Here is a 15,800-nt window from a genome sequence, read left to right on the forward strand (position 1 = left end):
ACGGTGTGAATGAGAACGGTCCCGTACGCTCCCCCGCACTGCGTCGCGTGACCCGCGGGTTACTGGGCCTCTTCGCGGTGCAGCACATCCCGGGCACCATCCGGCCGGCACTCGTCAAGGCCGCGATCACCGCGACGACAGTCCTGATCTGCTGTGCGCTCTTCGGCCCTGAACTCGGCATCTTCGGGATGCTCGGCGCCTTCGTCACGTTCTGGGAGACCGATCGCCCGCTGTGGCCCCGGGTGCGCAACACCCTTCTGGTCACGGCGCTGATCGTAGGATCCATGTCCTTCGGTGTGGCGATCGCGCCGCACCGCTGGGCCTTCGTTCCGGCGGCGGTACTCATCGTGGTGGTCTTCTCGATGCTGTACAACACCTTCATGCTCGGCCGGGGGCCGTCACCGGTGCTGCCGATGTACGCGGGCATCGTCGGCGCGTTCTTCGGTGTCGACCAGCACCTCGGCTGGAGTCTGGTCGGTCTCACCGCACTGGCCGGAACCATCACGGCGGCATTGCTCACCGTCCCCCTCCTGTTCGAGCCGCACGGGCCTGAGGAGCGTGCGGTGGCGCGAGCGAAGGCAGCGGTGGCCGCGTACGTCGGTCTGCCCGACGACGTCCCGGACGAGATGCGCCGCCAGATCCGGAACACCGCCTTCGCGGCGTGCGACAGCGCCCTCGTCACTCTCCGATCAGCATGGCCGGCGACCCGCAACGCACGGCACCACGAACTCGCGGACACACTGTACGAGGCGCAGTCAGCGTTGTACTCACAGATGCTGACCCGTCTCGGGGAGGACCCGACGCTGCGCGACGACGTCCCCCGCGCCGCGCTCGTCGAACGCAGGCCCGCCACTGCGTACCTCGCCTACCACGCGTTGCACTGGACCTCGGTGGAGTGGTTCACGTCATGGCGAATGGGCTTCGTCGCCGCCCTCGGCGGACTGGTAGCGCTCAGCACCGGCGCCGGACACCCGTACTGGGCGATCCTCACCGGCGTCATCATCCTGAACCAGTGGTCCCACCGCGCGACGTCGATCCGGCGAGCCGGTCAACGCACCGTCGGGACCATGATCGGCGTCGGTGCGACGTACCTGCTCTCGCTGCTGCACCCGAACGAGTGGTGGTCGATCGTGATCGTTCTGGCGTGCATGACCGGCATGTACGCGCTGCTCGCGCTGAACTACGCGATCGCCCTCATCTTCATCACGCCGATGGCACTGGTGATGGTCGAGTCGGTCACCGGTGCCGGAGCCGAACTCGTGTCCGCCGACCGCTTCCTCGACACCATCGTCGGCGCGCTCGCCGCGCTCGCCGTCACCTGGCTCACCTCGTACCGGTTCCCGAGGAAGCTCGCTCTGACCCAGTCGCGGCGAACCGCCCGAGCCATCGACGCCGTCGACGCCGTCAACCGTGCCGGCCGGGCCTTCGAGCCCGACGGCCATCGCGCGCGCGTGGCTCTCCACTACGAGCTGTCTCAGCAGCTCGCCGTCGTCGAACGAGCGGTCAACGACGATCCGCAGCTAGCCGATCTGCGCGCATCGGAACACGCGTTGTCCGAGCGCGGATACCGTGCGCTCGCGCGGTCGTGGCAACCGACCGTCTGAGATTCGGCGAGCGGCGTAGGCTCCGACGCGCAAGAATGCAGAGATGAGTTCCGTACTGGCCGTCATCTCGGTGATTCTGTGGCTTGCGCGCCTCGGCATGTTCGCCGGGCTGCACATGGTTGCGAGCCCCTACAACGCGATCGAGCACGCGGTCAGCGATTACGCCGTCGGTCCCACCAAGCGACTCTCCGCCGCGATGACCTGGACCACCGCCCTGGGCTGGCTCACTCTCGCAGGCGCGGTGTGGTGGGGCCTGACCGACTGGCCCGACCGCGGTCTGACGGTCTTCCTCCTGCTGATTCTCACGGCGATCTTCACTGTGCTTCCGCTGGTCCCGACCGACGTCGAAGGCCAGACGATCACGCGTATCGGCATCGTCCACTACGTCCTGGCGATCGCCTGGTTCGCCATCGCATACTCACTCACCGGGAACTTCTCCCGCTGGATGACCGACGCGGTCGGCGGCAGCCTGGCGGTCGCCGGACAGGTCCTTCACATCGTCACGCTCGTCGCCCTGATCGCGGCGATCGCGGCGTTGGTCATCACACCCCTGCGTCGCAGACTCTTCGGCACGGCCGAGCGGGTCTTCCTGGTCGCCGTCACGCTGTTCTACCTTCTGGTCGCGATCGCCCTGTTGGGTGCGTGACTGGGCCGGTTCCGGCCGCGGTTCTCGTCGGCGCTACTCGCGCAGTGCGCCGGCCACCATGTGCAGCGCCGCGGAGGTGGCGAGCCGCCGCACCGCACCGCGGTCGCCTGGGAACTTCCGCGTGACGGTGACGGTCGGGCGACCGTCGATCGCCAGGCCGAAGCACACCGTCCCGACCGGCTTTCCGGGACGTTCTCCGCCGGGCCCGGCGATTCCGGTGGTGGAGACCGCGATGTCGGAGCGCAGGACGCGCCTCGCGCCCTCGGCCATCGCAGCGGCGACGGGTTCGCTCACCGCCCCGAGATCGGCGATGAGGTCTTCGGGGACGCCGAGCACGCCCGACTTCACGTCGTTCGCGTACGAGACCACGCCGCCGAGCATGTAGGCCGAGGATCCCGCACGGTCGGTGAGCGCCGCCGCCACCATTCCGCCGGTGCACGACTCGGCCGTACCGATGGTGCGTGACCCGAGCAGCCGCGCGAGAACCTCGTTGATCGGCTCGCCGTCGGTCGAGAACACGCGGTCGCCGTGCCTGGTCAGGATGAGTTCTTCCAGATCCCGATACGATTGCGCGGCACTGGATTCGAAGCGGGTGACGATCTCGAGTTCGCCGCCTCGCATGCACGTGGTGATCTCGAGCTCGTCGAAGCCTTCGACCACTCCCTCGGCGCGTCGCAACGACACCGCCAGGTCCGCCTCCGACAGCCCGTACGCGAGGATCGTGTGCTGGTCGTACGAGTCGCGCCCGGCGATCGCGTCCTCGACGGCGGAGGTCGCGAGGGCTGCCGGCCACATCCCGTGCACCTCGTGCGGCGGGCCGGGCAGGACCAGGATCGCCGGAACGTCGTCGGTGGCGGCCACCGCCACACCCGGCGCGGTGCCGACAGGCGCAATCGCCTCCGCGCCCGCCGGAATCAGCGCCTGCTTGTCGATCGCCGCCACCACTGCGTCGGGGAGCACGTCGTCGTACTTGCGCCAGCCGCGGATCACCGACTCGATGGTCTGTCGCATCACCGGATCGGCGACGAGGTCGCGGCCGGTGAAATCCGCGACCGCGGCCACGGTGAGATCGTCGGCGGTGGGTCCGAGCCCGCCGGTGGTGACGATCAGATCGACGCGCTCATCGGAGAGGAATCGGAGTTGCGCGGCGAGATCGCGCGGGCGGTCGCCGCAGACGGTGATGTGCGCGACGTCGACTCCGATCTCCAGGAGTCGCTGCGAGACCCACGGACCGTTCCGGTCGGTGATTCGGCCGCTGAGGACTTCGGTGCCGGTGACGACGATTCCTGCGCGAATGCTCACACAGACGAGGTTACGTCGCGAGTGCACACCCGGCCATGAACCCGGCTTCCCGGACCAGCACGCCGTTGCGATGACTCGGTTCGTCTCGTTTACGGTTGGCACATGCGCGGTTCGACTCTTCTGGGCACCTTCGCGAGGGTTCTCGGCTTCTCCCTCCTCGCCGGCATCGTGTTCCCTGTCTTCATCATCGTCTACCTGGTGGTCCCGAGCCCGCCGCTGTGGCTGCTGATCGTCGGCGTCATCGGGCTGGTCGACGTCGTCGTCATCGCGACCTTCATCGCCCTCAAGCTCCACAGGTCGCATCCTCCGGTCCAAGAGCTCGACGAGCCCGGGGTCCCCGGCATCGGCACCATCGCGCACGTCGCCGACACCGCCACCGAGATCGGCGGCCACCGAGTGATGGCCTTCGACTGGAGATCCGCGGGCCGCGGATCGACGAGTTCACCACCGAACTCAAGACCGTGGTACCGACCGCTTCGGTGGGCTCGCTCGGCCGCGGGCTGGTCGGCGTGACTGTCGGCGCCGACGGCCGGGTCGTGATCGACTGGCACGCCACCGCGCTGTACACGGGTGCGGTGCCGGCCCGGTTCGTCTCGGAGGACGACGGTCGCACCCACGACCTCACGGGACAGGCTGAACCTCTGCTGCGGATCGTCGACGCGCTCAGCAGACACGGCGTCGCACTCGGCCCCACGCTCGACATCCGGAGCCATCCCGAGGTCCGCTCCGAGATCCAGACGATTCTCACCGAGCACGAGGCGTCTCGACCCGCGACCGCCGACGGCCGGTCGACTTCGCAGCGACTCGACGAACTCGCCGGGCTGCTCGACGGCGGGCGGATCTCGCGCGAGGAACACGATCGGCTGCGCCTGAAGATCCTCGACGGTCTCTGACGCGGTGAGCGCGGATCGAACCGCCGGCCTCGGGCGCCACGCGGACGGAGGTCGGAGGCCGCGCCTCTCCGGCCTCGGTGGACTTAGTCTGATTTCATGACTTTCGAGCCAGACGGCAAGGATTGGACCTGGGTGACGAGGCAGCGATGCCCCGCGTGCGGATTCGATCCCGCCACCGTCCGGCGGGAGGACGTCGCCGACCGGATCGCCGCGTCGATCACCGGATGGAACACCGTTCTGGCTCGTGCCGACGTGCGCGTGCGGCCCGACGACCACACGTGGTCGGCGCTCGAGTACGCCTGTCACGTCCGCGACGTCGGAAGCGTGATGACCGAACGCCTCGACGAGATGCTGCGCACGCAGCCGGTCTGCTTCGATGACTGGGATCAGGACGCCGCGGCGGTGGAAGCCGACTACGGGTCGCAGAGTCCCGACGCGGTGAGCAGCCAACTCACCGCGGCGGTGGCGGGCTTCGCCGAGATGTACCGGCTCGTGCGAGAGGACGATTGGTCGCGCGAGGGACTGCGCGGAGACGGCACCGTGTTCACGGTGGAGACCTTCGCGATGTACGTCCTGCACGAACTCGAACACCACCGCACCGACGTCGGGCTTCCCGCGCGCGAGTGATCGCACCCACTCCCGTGCCGCCCGACCTATCGTGGAGTCGAGGAGGTGGGGCGATGACCACGGGTTTCGTACTGTCCGGCGGCGCGAACCTCGGGGCGATGCAGATCGGTATGCTCCGCGCTCTCGCCGAACGGGAGGTGCAGCCCGATTTCCTGGTCGGTACCTCGGTGGGTGCGTTGAACGCGGCGTACGTGGCGGGCCGAGGGTTCGGTCCACGCGTCGTCGACGAACTCGGCGACATCTGGCGCGGCTTGCACACGTGGCAACTGTTCCCGCCCAGTCCACGGCACATCGTCAGCGGTCTCCTCGGGCATCAGCCCGCGCTCTTCGGCGACCAGGGACTGCGCAACCTGACCGACCGGTATCTCGACTTCGAGCAGATGGACGACGCGGCCATTCGGCTGACAGTGGTCGCGACCGACCTGCTGACCGGCGACGAGGTGAACATCGATCACGGCCCCGTGGCCGAGGCAGTCCTGGCCAGCACCGCGATCCCCGGACTGCTTCCACCCGTCGAGTGGAACGGCCGGCTGCTGATCGACGGCGGCGTCGCCGACAACACCGCGATCTCGCAGGCGCTCTCCGCACGGGCGGACACCGTCTACGTCCTTCCCTGCGGGTATCCGTGCGCGTTGACCGAACCTCCCACGGGTGTGGCGGGAACGCTGATCCACACGATGACCCTTCTCATCCACAAGCGGCTGATTCGGGACATCCGGGAGTACACCGGCGACGCGGAGCTGATCGTGCTGCCGCCGCCGTGCCCACTCGACATCGGCCCGATGGACTTCTCGCGCGGCGACGAGTTGATCGTCCGCGGCTACGAGTCGGCCGTCGACGCTCTCCGGGTCGACGGCGGCCGCCGCGCGTCTCCCGCGGACCACATCGACATGCATTGGCACTGAACGGACCTCGCGCCTGCACACCGGTCGCCCGGCCCGCCGGCGGCGCCCTCACCCCCGGCGGCGGTCAGCCGCGCACATCGCGAGGGCTACGATGCCAGTCGTGAGTGAATCAGCCTCAGCCCCCGAATTCCTCTACTCCGACCTGCTGCCGATCGGTGCCGACGAGACCCCGTACCGTCTCGTCACCACCGAAGGCGTCTCGACCATCGAGGTCGACGGCCAGACCTTCCTCAAGGTGGCACCCGAAGCGCTCCAGAGACTGACCGCCGAGGCGATGCACGACATCAGCCACTACCTGCGGCCGGCGCACCTGCGGCAGTTGCGGAAGATCATCGACGATCCCGAGGCCTCGGGCAACGATCGCTTCGTGGCCCTCGACCTGCTGAAGAACGTGAACATCTCGGCCGGCGGCGTGCTTCCGATGTGCCAGGACACCGGCACCGCCATCGTGATGGGCAAGAAGTCCGAAGGCGTGCTGACCGGCGTCGACGACGGCGAGTGGATCTCGCGCGGCGTCTACGACGCGTATACCAAGCTGAACCTGCGGTACTCGCAGAACGCTCCGATCACCATGTACGAGGAGCGCAACACCGGCACCAACCTCCCGGCTCAGGTCGAGATCTACGCGACCGAGCAGGGGCCCAAGGGACCGGAGTACAAGTTCCTTTTCATGGCCAAGGGCGGCGGCAGCGCCAATAAGTCGTTCCTGTTCCAGGAGACCAAGGCGATCCTGAATCCCAAGCGGCTGCTGGAGTACCTCGATGAGAAGATCCGCTCGCTCGGCACCGCGGCGTGCCCGCCGTACCACCTCGCGGTGGTCGTCGGCGGCACCTCCGCAGAGTTCGCATTGAAGACCGCGAAGTACGCCTCCGCGCACTACCTCGACACCCTGCCCACCGAGGGCGACCTCTCCGGGCACGCCTTCCGCGACCCGGAACTCGAGGAGGAGGTGTTCAAGCTGACCCAGTCGTTCGGGATCGGCGCGCAGTTCGGCGGCAAGTACTTCTGCCACGACGTCCGGGTGATCCGGCTGCCGCGCCACGGAGCGTCGCTGCCCGTCGCGATCGCCGTCTCGTGCTCCGCCGACCGTCAGGCTCTCGGCAAGATCACCGCCGACGGCGTCTTTCTGGAGCAGTTGGAGACCGATCCCGCGCAGTACATGCCGGACGCCGGCGTCGCCGAGGACATCGCGGGCGGCGAGGTGGTCGAGATCGATCTGAACCAACCGATGGACCAGATCCTGGCCGAGCTCACCAAGCACCCGGTCAAGACACGGCTGTCGCTGACCGGTCCGCTGGTGGTGGCCCGCGACATCGCGCACGCCAAGATCAAGGAACGACTCGACGCGGGCGAGCCGATGCCCGAGTACCTGAAGAACCACCCGGTGTACTACGCCGGTCCGGCCAAGACCCCGGAGGGCATGGCGTCGGGATCGTTCGGTCCCACCACGGCCGGCCGGATGGACAGCTACGTCGAGCAGTTCCAGGCCGCCGGCGGGTCGATGGTGATGCTCGCCAAGGGCAACCGGTCCAAGCAGGTCACCACCGCGTGCGATACGCACGGCGGCTTCTACCTCGGATCGATCGGCGGCCCCGCCGCTCGTCTCGCGCTCGACTGCATCAAGAGTCAAGAGGTCATCGAGTATCCCGAGCTCGGCATGGAAGCCGTGTGGAAGATCGAGGTCGAGAACTTCCCCGCCTTCATCGTCGTCGACGACAAGGGCAACGACTTCTTCACCGATCCGGGCGGCACGGTCAGCGTGCCGCTGAGCGGTGTGCGCATCCGCTCGAAGGAGCGGTAGGTCGCCCAGGTGACGCCGGGAGCGGGGAACGTCTACCGTTCCCGCTCCAGGTTCGCCATCTTGAGGACGTCGAGCCGCCGATCGAGTTCCTCCTCCGACAGCCGGTCGCCGAGGAGCCCGCGATCGATCACCGTCTGCCGGATCGTCTTTCCTTCGCGTAGCGCCTCCTTGGCGACGGCGGCGGCCTCCTCGTACCCGATCGCGGAGTTGAGCGGGGTGACGATCGACGGTGACGATTCGGCGAGCGTCCGCAGGCGGTCCTCATGTGCCACCAGCCCGCTGATGCACCGGTCGGCGAACAGTCGGGAGACGTTGGCGAGCAGAGTCACCGATTCGAGGACATTGCGCGCCATCATCGGGATGTAGACGTTCAACTCGAAGGCGCCATTGCCGCCGCCCCAGGTGACGGCGGCGTCGTTGCCGATCACCTGCGCCGCCACCTGTGTGACGGCTTCGGGAAGCACCGGGTTCACCTTGCCCGGCATGATCGAACTCCCCGGCTGGAGGTCGGGCAGCGCGATCTCGCCGAGCCCCGTGAGCGGCCCCGACCCCATCCAGCGGACGTCGTTGGCGATCTTGGTCAACGACACGGCGATCGTCTTCAGCTGTCCCGACAGTTCCACCAGCCCGTCGCGCGCGGCTTGAGCCTCGAAGTTGTCGCGCGCGAGGCGCAGATCCTCGACACCCGTCAGTCGGACGAGTTCGGCCACCACGAGCGACCCGAACCGGTCGGGCGCGTTGAGCCCGGTCCCGACGGCGGTGCCGCCGATCGGGAGTTCACCCACGCGAGGCAACGTCGATCGGAGGCGTTCGACGCCGGCTTCGACCTGCCGCGCATATCCGCCGAACTCCTGGCCGAGCGTCACCGGGACCGCGTCCATCAGGTGTGTGCGGCCCGACTTGACCACCGACCGCCACTGGTCCGACTTCTCGGCGAGGGCGCCCCGCAGATGCTCCAGCGCCGGAATGAGGGTGCGGACGACGGCCTCGGTGGCGGCCACGTGCGTGGCGGTCGGGAAGGTGTCGTTGGAACTCTGCGACATGTTCACATCGTCGTTCGGATGCACGGTCACGCCGCCGGCCGCCGCGATCGACGCGATCACCTCGTTGGCGTTCATGTTCGACGACGTCCCCGACCCCGTCTGGAAGACGTCGATCGGGAACTGGTCGTCGTGCAGGCCGTCGGCGATCTCCCGCGCCGCTGCGATGATCGCATCGGCCTTGGCCTCGTCGAGCAGCCCGAGATCACGGTTGACCTGTGCGGTCGCCGCCTTCAACAGTCCGAGCGCACGGATCTGAGTGCGTTCCAGCGGACGGAAGCTGATCGGGAAGTTCTCGACGGCCCGCTGCGTCTGCGCACGCCACAGCGCATCGGCCGGGACCTTCACCTCGCCCATCGTGTCGTGTTCGATTCGGTACTCACCAGTGTCTTCAGCCATGTTCTGTTCAACCTCTCCGTCTCGACCGATGTTCCGCTGGCCTGTTCCGTCTGTCCGACCATCCGCGGGCGGACCGAGCAGTTCCGCCCGTCATCCCTTCATCGCCACTCCCTCGCGCCAGTACCCCATGAAGGCGACCTGCGCGCGCGGAATCCCCAGGTCTTTGACCAGTCTGCGCCGCAGCGTGGTGACGACGCGACTCTCGCCCGCGATCCAGTAGTACGCCTGCGCCGCCCTCCCGTCACGACCCGTCTCGTCATGGCCCGTCCCGTCATGGCCCGAACCGGCATGGATCTCCTCGCCGAGTCCGGAGAAGGTCGGCGTCTCCCAGACCAGCGCGTCCGTGTCGGGTGCGTCGACGGCACCGTCCAGGTCGCCCGCGGACTCACCCAGATGACCCAGGACAGCCGCATGCAGCCGCACTCCCTGTCCCGCTCCCTCGCGCGGGAGCCAGTGCACCGCGACGCCCTCGGGCGCATCGATCGGCAGCGCGTCGTCGGGCTCGGGGATCTCGATGTAGGCCGCTCCCGCCAGATCAGCGGGCGCGTCCTCAAGAATGCGGGCGATCGCGGGCGCGGCCGTCTCGTCGCCGGCCAGCAGCACACGTTCGGCCGCGCCCGGCATGTACTCCACTCCGCCGCCGTCGAGTCGCCCGCGGCGCGGTCCCACGATCAGCAACTCGTCTCCCACCGCCGCCGCTGCCGCCCACGACGAGGCCGGTCCGGTCTTGTCGGGCGCCAAGTGCAGGACGAAGTCGACGTCGAACTCCGTCGCGCCGCCGTCGTCGATCCGGAGGTCACGGATCGAGTACGTGCGCATCGCTCCCCTCCGGTCCTCGGGAATCGCCAGCCAGTCCTGATACCAGGTGTCGGAGTCGGACAACTCCGGGAGCTCACCGGCGGCCGGAGGGAAGATCAACTTCATCCGCTGGTCGAATGTGGCGCCGGGATTGCCGAACCCGGTGAGGCCGGCCCCGGTGAACGTGATACGGACGAAGTTCGGCGACAGCCGCTGCACGGCGCCGACGGCGGCACGCGTGACGCACAGCGGCGGCAGCGGGGTGGTCTCGGCGACAGGCATGGATCTCCAATCGGTGCGGTCGGCTACATCGACGAGCCGGCGCGGTTGACACGGATGAGCAGGTAGATGAGGAAGGGCGCACCGAGGACACCGGTCACGACACCGACCGGATAGCGGTGGCCGAGCGCGTATTGACCGACCAGGTCGCCCGCCAGTACCAGGGTGGACCCCACCAGCGCCGACGGGATCAGCGGTGAGGAACCGGGGCCGACGAGCCGGACCGCGATGGGGCCGGACATGAACGCGACGAAGGAGATCGGACCGGCCGCCGCGGTTGCGAATGCCAACAGCAGCACGGCTCCGAGGATGAAGACCAGACGCGCGGCATCGACGCGAGTGCCGAGACCTGCGGCGGAATCGTCACCCAGGGTGAGCACCGCCAGGTTCCGCGAGTTGACGACGAGTGCCGGCAGCAGCACCGCCATCGCGGCGGCCAGCGGCACCAGTTGCGGCCAGGAGGCGTCGGCGAGGCTTCCGGTGAGCCACTGCAACGCGGCCGCCACATCCCACTGCGATGCCTTGGCCAGCACGTACGAGACGAGGCTGCTGAGCATCGCCGCCACGCCGATGCCGATGAGGATCAGGCGTGTTCCGGCGAACCCTCCGGCGATCGACAACCCGTACACCGCCCCCACGGTGAGCAGTGCACCGACCAGCGCGGCCACCGACACCGCCGGTCCGGTGAGTCCGAAGACCACGATCGCGCCGACCGCCGACGCCGACGCACCCCAGGAGATCCCGATGATGTCGGGCGAGGCGAGCGGATTGCGCAGCAGAGACTGAAAAGTCACCCCGGCCAGACCGAAGGCGGCGCCGGTGAGCAACGCCGTCGCCGCTCGGGGAAGTCGCAGCTCGCCGACGGTGAACGAGGCGCCCGGAACCGTCTGCCCGCTCAGCACGCGCAGGACGTCGCCGAGCGGATAGAAGGTCTTGCCGACCATCAGACTGACGAACAACAGCCCGATCACAGTAAGAGCCAACACCCCGGTCACGAGCCGGGCGCGCCGAACCCGTGCACGACGGCCGGCGAAGAGGTCGAAGGCGGGAGATTCCGTCGCGGCGGTCACAGCGCACGCACCCGCTGACGACGAACTATCCAGATGAACACGGGCGCTCCGATGAGCGCCGTCACCACGCCGACGTCCACCTCGCTCGGTCGGGCCACGAGCCGGCCGACGACGTCCGACAGCACCAGCAGCCCGGCGCCGGCGAGTGCGGAGAAGGGCAACAGCCATCGGTGGTCGGCGCCGATTGACGCGCGGCATGCGTGAGGCACGAGCAGGCCGACGAATGCGATCGGACCGGCGATGGCGGTGGCCGCACCCGCGAGCACGACCGCCGCGATCCCGGTCACCAGACGAGTGCGGAACACGTTCTCCCCCAACGCTGTCGCGACATCGTCGCCGAGTGACAGAGAATTCATCCCGCGAGCGCATCCGAGCATCACGATCGCCCCCGCCGCGAGGAAGGGCGCGACCACACCGATGCGGTGCCAGTCCGCGCCTCCGACGCCGCCGACCTGCCAGTGCTGGAACTTCTGCATCACGTCGACGCGAGGGAGCAGGACTGCGCTGATGAGGCAGGTCAGCGCGGCGGCGGTGGCCGCGCCGGAGAGGGCGAGCTTCAGCGGCGTCGCACCGCCGAAGCCCATGGAACCGACCGCGTAGACGAAGACCGCGGTGGCGAACGCTCCCGCGATCGCCACGGCGATGTACCAGTAGGGGTCGGACATCCCGAAGGCCACGATGCCGGTGACGACGGCGAGCGAGGCGCCCGTGGAGATCCCGAGGATGCCGGGATCGGCCACCGGATTGCGAGTCACGGCCTGCATACCCGCGCCCGAGAGAGCGAGGGCCGCGCCGACCAGCATCGCCAATACGGTGCGCGGAATCCGTTTGAGCACCGCGGCTTCGGCGATGCCGTCCGATCCGCCGGTGAGCGCGCCCCAGATCTCTGCTGGACTCACCGCGCGTACACCGAAGGCCACCGAGACACCGAACAGGATGACGAGGAGGAGCGCGCCCGCGATCAGACTCCCGATTCGCACCCCGACGCCGCGAGCCGCCGATCGGTCCGGGACAGTGTCCCGTCGGGTGGGCGCGACCGCGGTCACTTGTCGGTCAGTCCCGCGGCCAGAGTGGAGAAGTAGTCGTCGATGCCCCACGGGATCGACAGCGGCGACGGATTCGCCATGGCGGCCAGCGGGGTCGCGTCCTTCAAGATCGCGACGTGCCCGGCAGCGATCGCGGGGATCTTCGACAGCAACGGGTCGGCCTTCAGCCGCGCGACCGTGGAGTCGTCGCCGTAAGTCACGACCAAATCGACGTCACGGAACCGTTCGGCCTGCTCGGCACTCTCCTCGACGTAGAACTCGTCGGTCCCCGCGCTCTTCGCGGCCACCTCCGCCGGCGGCGCCATTCCGACGCTGTCGAGGAAGCCCTGCCGAGTGTCGTGCGTCGTGTAGAAGCCGATCTTGCTCAGATCGGTCGGGTCGAGGTACGCGAACATCACCTTGCGCCCCTTGAGCTCGGGATGCTTGTCGAGGGAGCCGTTCACCTGACCGGTGAGCTTCTCGATCAACCGATCCCCCTCTGCTTGGCGCCCGATCGCCTTGGAGTTCATGCGGACCATGTCCTGCCAGGACGTGCCCCACGCGGTCTTCGGGTAGGCCACCACGGGTGCGATCTTCGAGAGCTTGTCGTACTCCTCCTTCGAGAGCCCCGAGTACGAGGCGAGGATGACGTCGGGCCGCGTGTCGGCGACCGCCTCGTAGTCGATGCCGTCGGTTTCGTCGAACAATTCCGGCGTCGGTGCACCGAGTCGCTTGAGTTCGTCCTCCACCCACGGCAGCACACCGTTGCCGTTATCGTCGCCCCACGCCGCCTTGCTCATGCCTACCGGGACCACGCCCAGCGCCAACGGCACCTCGTGATTGGCCCACGCGACGGTCGCCACACGCTCCGGCTTGCTCTCGATGGTCGTGGTTCCGTACACGTGCTCCACCGTCACCGGGAATCCTGCGCCCCCGGCACCCGATGATCCCGCCCCGTCGCCGGAGGAAGAACAGGCCGCCAGCGAGACGGTGAGGGCGGTCGCGAGAACGAGGCCGAGCAGTCGGCGAGGTGACATCAGCAGCACTTCCGAATTGTCGAATTAGGTCAGCCTATTATTGGCTAGGCTTCCCTAATGTAACAGCTCCGGTCGTTGGCTCAGAACAGGCCCGTGACCCGCGACACTCGGGTTAAGGTCCATCCGAACGCCCCGTCAGTTCGCATGTCTCACGACCGAATGGGAGCCCACCGAGATGATGAAATTCCTGCAGAACCTCGGCAAATCGATCATGCTGCCGGTGGCCGTCCTGCCGGTGGCGGCGATCCTCGTCGGTATCGCCAACTGGATCATCGGTATCAACGACGACAAGCCGAACGTCGTCACCTCGTTCCTGCAGACCGCGGGTCTTGCGGTGCTCTCGAACATGGCTCTGCTGTTCGCGGTCGGCGTGTCGATCGGTATGGCCCGCAAGTCCGACGGCACGTCGGCGCTCGCCGGTCTGGTGTCGTGGCTGGTCGTCACCAGTCTGCTGGCGCCCACGTCGGTGATGACACTCCTCGGCCGCGGGTACACGACGTCGATCGCCAAAGAGGGCGCGACCATCACCGAGGGCCAGAAGCTCGTCATGGACAACGGCCATCTGGCGATCCAAACCCCGGACGTCAACGAGGCCTTCGCACCCGGAGCGTTCCAGAACGCGTTCATCGGCATCCTGTGCGGCATCATCGGTGCGCTCTGTTACAACCGCTTCAAGGACGTCAAGCTGCCCGACGCGCTGTCGTTCTTCTCCGGTCGCCGGTCGGTGGCCATCGTGACGGCGGGAGTCTCCCTGATCGTCGCGCTCATCCTGCTGTTCATCTGGCCGCTCGTCTACAGCGGCCTCGTCTGGTTCGGTGAGCACATCGTCGATCTCGGCGCCGTCGGCACCGGGCTCTACGGCTTCTTCAACCGGTTGCTGATTCCGTTCGGACTGCACCACGCTCTGAACTCGGTGTTCTGGTTCGACGTAGCGGGGATCAACGACCTGAACAACTTCCTCTCGGGTGAGGGCACGTTCGGCGTGACCGGTCAGTACATGACCGGGTTCTTCCCGATCATGATGTTCGGCCTTCCGGGCGCCGCGCTCGCGATGTACACCACCGCGAAGACGACGCGGAAGAAGATCGCCTACGGCATCCTGCTCTCCGGCGCGGTCTCGTCGTTCTTCGTCGGCGTCACCGAACCGCTCGAGTTCGCCTTCATGTTCCTGGCTCCCTTCCTCTTCGTGATCCATGCGGTCTTCATGGGCATCTCGATGGCGATCTGCCAGCTTCTTCCGGTCCGAATGGGCTTCGGCTTCTCCGGCGGCTTCGTCGACTTGGTGCTGAACTGGAAGAACCCGATGGCCGAGAATCCCTGGATCATCATCGTGCTGGGCATCGGTTGGTTCTTCGTCTACTTCCTGGTGTTCCGGTGGGTGATCCTCAAGTTCCAGCTCAAGACGCCTGGGCGCGAGGACGACGAACCCGTCGACGCCGATGACGAGGGAGGCGTCTCAGCCGGGTTCATCGGCACCGCGGCCAAGTTCATCGACGCTCTCGGCGGCAAGGCCAACATCCTCGAACTCGACAACTGCGCCACCCGTCTGCGCATGGAGATCGACGACACGGGCAAGGTCGACGATTCCGCGCTCAAACGGGCCGGAGCTGCCGGCACCATGAAGCCCGGCGGCCATTCGGTGCAGGTCATCTATGGACTCAACGTCCAGTTCGTCAAGGACGCGATGGAGAAGATCATGTCCGGCGAGGTGGATCCGACGGCGGTCGAAGCCGCGGTGGAAGCAGTGGACGAGGCCGAGGCTGCCGTCGCCGAGGCGGAGGCCGAGGAGGGTGCCGCGCACGACGGCTCGACCGCCGTCCTGACGAAACCGGCAGCGAAGGTCATCACTCTGCAGCGCCCGCTCCAGGGGTACGCGGTCGACCTCTCGGAGGTCCCGGACAAGACCTTCTCCAGCGGCATGATGGGGCCGGGCGCGGCCGTCGTCCCCACGTCGGGCGAAGTGGTGGCCCCCGCAGATGCGACCGTCGTGACGGTGTTTCCCACCGGTCATGCCATCGGACTCCGACTAGAGGACGGCACGGAGGTGCTGATTCACGTCGGCCTCGACACCGTGAAACTCAAAGGCGACGGGTTCGAACCACTCGTGAAGGCCGGCGACACGGTCAGCGCCGGACAGCCGATTCTCAACGTCGATCTGGCCAAGATCCAAGCCGCGGGCTTCGCCACCGTGACCCCGGTGGTCGTCATGAACGACAAGTCCGCGACCGTCGAACTGACCTGACGGAGACCGCCGCGCGTGCTGGAATCATGCGCGGCGGCGGGTGCAGGTTCTGAGCTTGTCCGGCGTGGTGGATGGTGTTCAGGCGCCAGGGGTGGTCGGTGGTGGCCGGTCGCCAGGCCATGCGTCCGGCAT

14 protein-coding genes are annotated in these 15,800 nt (G+C 67.7%); 8 read left to right on the forward strand and 6 right to left on the reverse strand.

The window, feature by feature from the left end:
• The first annotated feature begins 5 nt into the window (after window positions 1-5).
• Window positions 6-1,604: an FUSC family protein gene (locus Y710_RS08515; protein WP_045537310.1), complete on the forward strand. Its 1,599-nt coding sequence runs from the start codon at window positions 6-8 to the stop codon at window positions 1,602-1,604.
• A 43-nt stretch (window positions 1,605-1,647) separates the two neighbouring features.
• The gene (locus tag Y710_RS08520) at window positions 1,648-2,250 is read left to right on the forward strand and encodes a DUF998 domain-containing protein (RefSeq protein ID WP_006897531.1); all 603 of its coding nucleotides are present in this window, start codon (window positions 1,648-1,650) and stop codon (window positions 2,248-2,250) included.
• Between the two features lie 33 nt (window positions 2,251-2,283).
• Here Y710_RS08520 and Y710_RS08525 read toward each other — a convergent pair whose 3' ends face one another.
• Window positions 2,284-3,552, reverse strand: a complete 1,269-nt coding sequence (locus Y710_RS08525) for a competence/damage-inducible protein A (protein ID WP_006897532.1) — start codon at window positions 3,550-3,552, stop codon at window positions 2,284-2,286.
• Window positions 3,553-3,654: 102 nt separating this feature from the next.
• On the opposite strand from Y710_RS08525, the gene Y710_RS08530 reads away from it, so the two are divergent.
• The 5 genes from Y710_RS08530 to Y710_RS08550 all read left to right on the forward strand — a co-directional run bounded on the left by Y710_RS08530 (window position 3,655) and on the right by Y710_RS08550 (window position 7,778).
• Entirely contained in the window at window positions 3,655-4,065 is a 411-nt protein-coding gene (locus tag Y710_RS08530; RefSeq protein ID WP_006897533.1) for a hypothetical protein, read from the forward strand.
• Window positions 4,032-4,445 (forward strand): hypothetical protein, encoded by a 414-nt coding sequence (locus tag Y710_RS08535; protein ID WP_051999673.1) that lies wholly within the window; start codon window positions 4,032-4,034, stop codon window positions 4,443-4,445. Before Y710_RS08530 ends, Y710_RS08535 begins: the two co-directional genes overlap by 34 nt.
• 96 nt (window positions 4,446-4,541) lie before the next feature.
• Window positions 4,542-5,072, forward strand: a complete 531-nt coding sequence (locus Y710_RS08540; RefSeq protein WP_006897535.1) for a DinB family protein — start codon at window positions 4,542-4,544, stop codon at window positions 5,070-5,072.
• 53 nt (window positions 5,073-5,125) lie between these two features.
• Window positions 5,126-5,977, forward strand: coding sequence for a patatin-like phospholipase family protein (locus Y710_RS08545; protein ID WP_006897536.1), 852 nt, complete (start codon window positions 5,126-5,128; stop codon window positions 5,975-5,977).
• Window positions 5,978-6,077: 100 nt separating this feature from the next.
• Window positions 6,078-7,778: a fumarate hydratase gene (locus tag Y710_RS08550; protein WP_006897537.1), complete on the forward strand. Its 1,701-nt coding sequence runs from the start codon at window positions 6,078-6,080 to the stop codon at window positions 7,776-7,778.
• 32 nt (window positions 7,779-7,810) lie between these two features.
• Here the strand turns inward: Y710_RS08550 and Y710_RS08555 are convergent, their stop codons facing one another.
• The 5 genes from Y710_RS08555 to Y710_RS08575 all read right to left on the reverse strand — a co-directional run bounded on the left by Y710_RS08555 (window position 7,811) and on the right by Y710_RS08575 (window position 13,426).
• Window positions 7,811-9,217: a class II fumarate hydratase gene (locus tag Y710_RS08555; RefSeq protein ID WP_006897538.1), complete on the reverse strand. Its 1,407-nt coding sequence runs from the start codon at window positions 9,215-9,217 to the stop codon at window positions 7,811-7,813.
• Between the two features lie 90 nt (window positions 9,218-9,307).
• Window positions 9,308-10,297 (reverse strand): siderophore-interacting protein, encoded by a 990-nt coding sequence (locus tag Y710_RS08560; protein ID WP_006897539.1) that lies wholly within the window; start codon window positions 10,295-10,297, stop codon window positions 9,308-9,310.
• 23 nt (window positions 10,298-10,320) lie between these two features.
• Window positions 10,321-11,364 (reverse strand): FecCD family ABC transporter permease, encoded by a 1,044-nt coding sequence (locus Y710_RS08565; protein WP_006897540.1) that lies wholly within the window; start codon window positions 11,362-11,364, stop codon window positions 10,321-10,323.
• Window positions 11,361-12,344: a FecCD family ABC transporter permease gene (locus Y710_RS08570; RefSeq protein ID WP_231650041.1), complete on the reverse strand. Its 984-nt coding sequence runs from the start codon at window positions 12,342-12,344 to the stop codon at window positions 11,361-11,363. The genes Y710_RS08565 and Y710_RS08570 overlap by 4 nt, the downstream gene beginning before the upstream one ends.
• 62 nt (window positions 12,345-12,406) lie before the next feature.
• On the reverse strand, window positions 12,407-13,426 hold the full coding sequence (locus Y710_RS08575) for an iron-siderophore ABC transporter substrate-binding protein (protein ID WP_062367182.1): 1,020 nt from the start codon (window positions 13,424-13,426) through the stop codon (window positions 12,407-12,409).
• A 175-nt stretch (window positions 13,427-13,601) separates the two neighbouring features.
• Between Y710_RS08575 and nagE the strand changes: the two genes are divergently transcribed.
• Window positions 13,602-15,668, forward strand: a complete 2,067-nt coding sequence (nagE, locus tag Y710_RS08580) for an N-acetylglucosamine-specific PTS transporter subunit IIBC (protein WP_062367163.1) — start codon at window positions 13,602-13,604, stop codon at window positions 15,666-15,668.
• The last annotated feature ends 132 nt before the right edge of the window (window positions 15,669-15,800 follow it).

The sequence above is a fragment of the Gordonia sp. QH-12 genome (genome assembly GCF_001578675.1).
GTDB classification, from domain to species: Bacteria; Actinomycetota; Actinomycetes; order Mycobacteriales; family Mycobacteriaceae; genus Gordonia; species Gordonia sihwensis.

Coding starts and splice junctions, on each gene's coding strand:
- Y710_RS08530 (WP_006897533.1), top strand. CDS start 3,655: ATGCGCGGTTCGACTCTTCTGGGCACCTTCGCGAGGGTTCTCGGCTTC.
- Y710_RS08520 (WP_006897531.1), top strand. CDS start 1,648: ATGAGTTCCGTACTGGCCGTCATCTCGGTGATTCTGTGGCTTGCGCGC.
- Y710_RS08560 (WP_006897539.1), bottom strand. CDS start 10,297: ATGCCTGTCGCCGAGACCACCCCGCTGCCGCCGCTGTGCGTCACGCGT.
- Y710_RS08555 (WP_006897538.1), bottom strand. CDS start 9,217: ATGGCTGAAGACACTGGTGAGTACCGAATCGAACACGACACGATGGGC.
- Y710_RS08540 (WP_006897535.1), top strand. CDS start 4,542: ATGACTTTCGAGCCAGACGGCAAGGATTGGACCTGGGTGACGAGGCAG.
- Y710_RS08545 (WP_006897536.1), top strand. CDS start 5,126: ATGACCACGGGTTTCGTACTGTCCGGCGGCGCGAACCTCGGGGCGATG.
- nagE (WP_062367163.1), top strand. CDS start 13,602: ATGATGAAATTCCTGCAGAACCTCGGCAAATCGATCATGCTGCCGGTG.
- Y710_RS08575 (WP_062367182.1), bottom strand. CDS start 13,426: ATGTCACCTCGCCGACTGCTCGGCCTCGTTCTCGCGACCGCCCTCACC.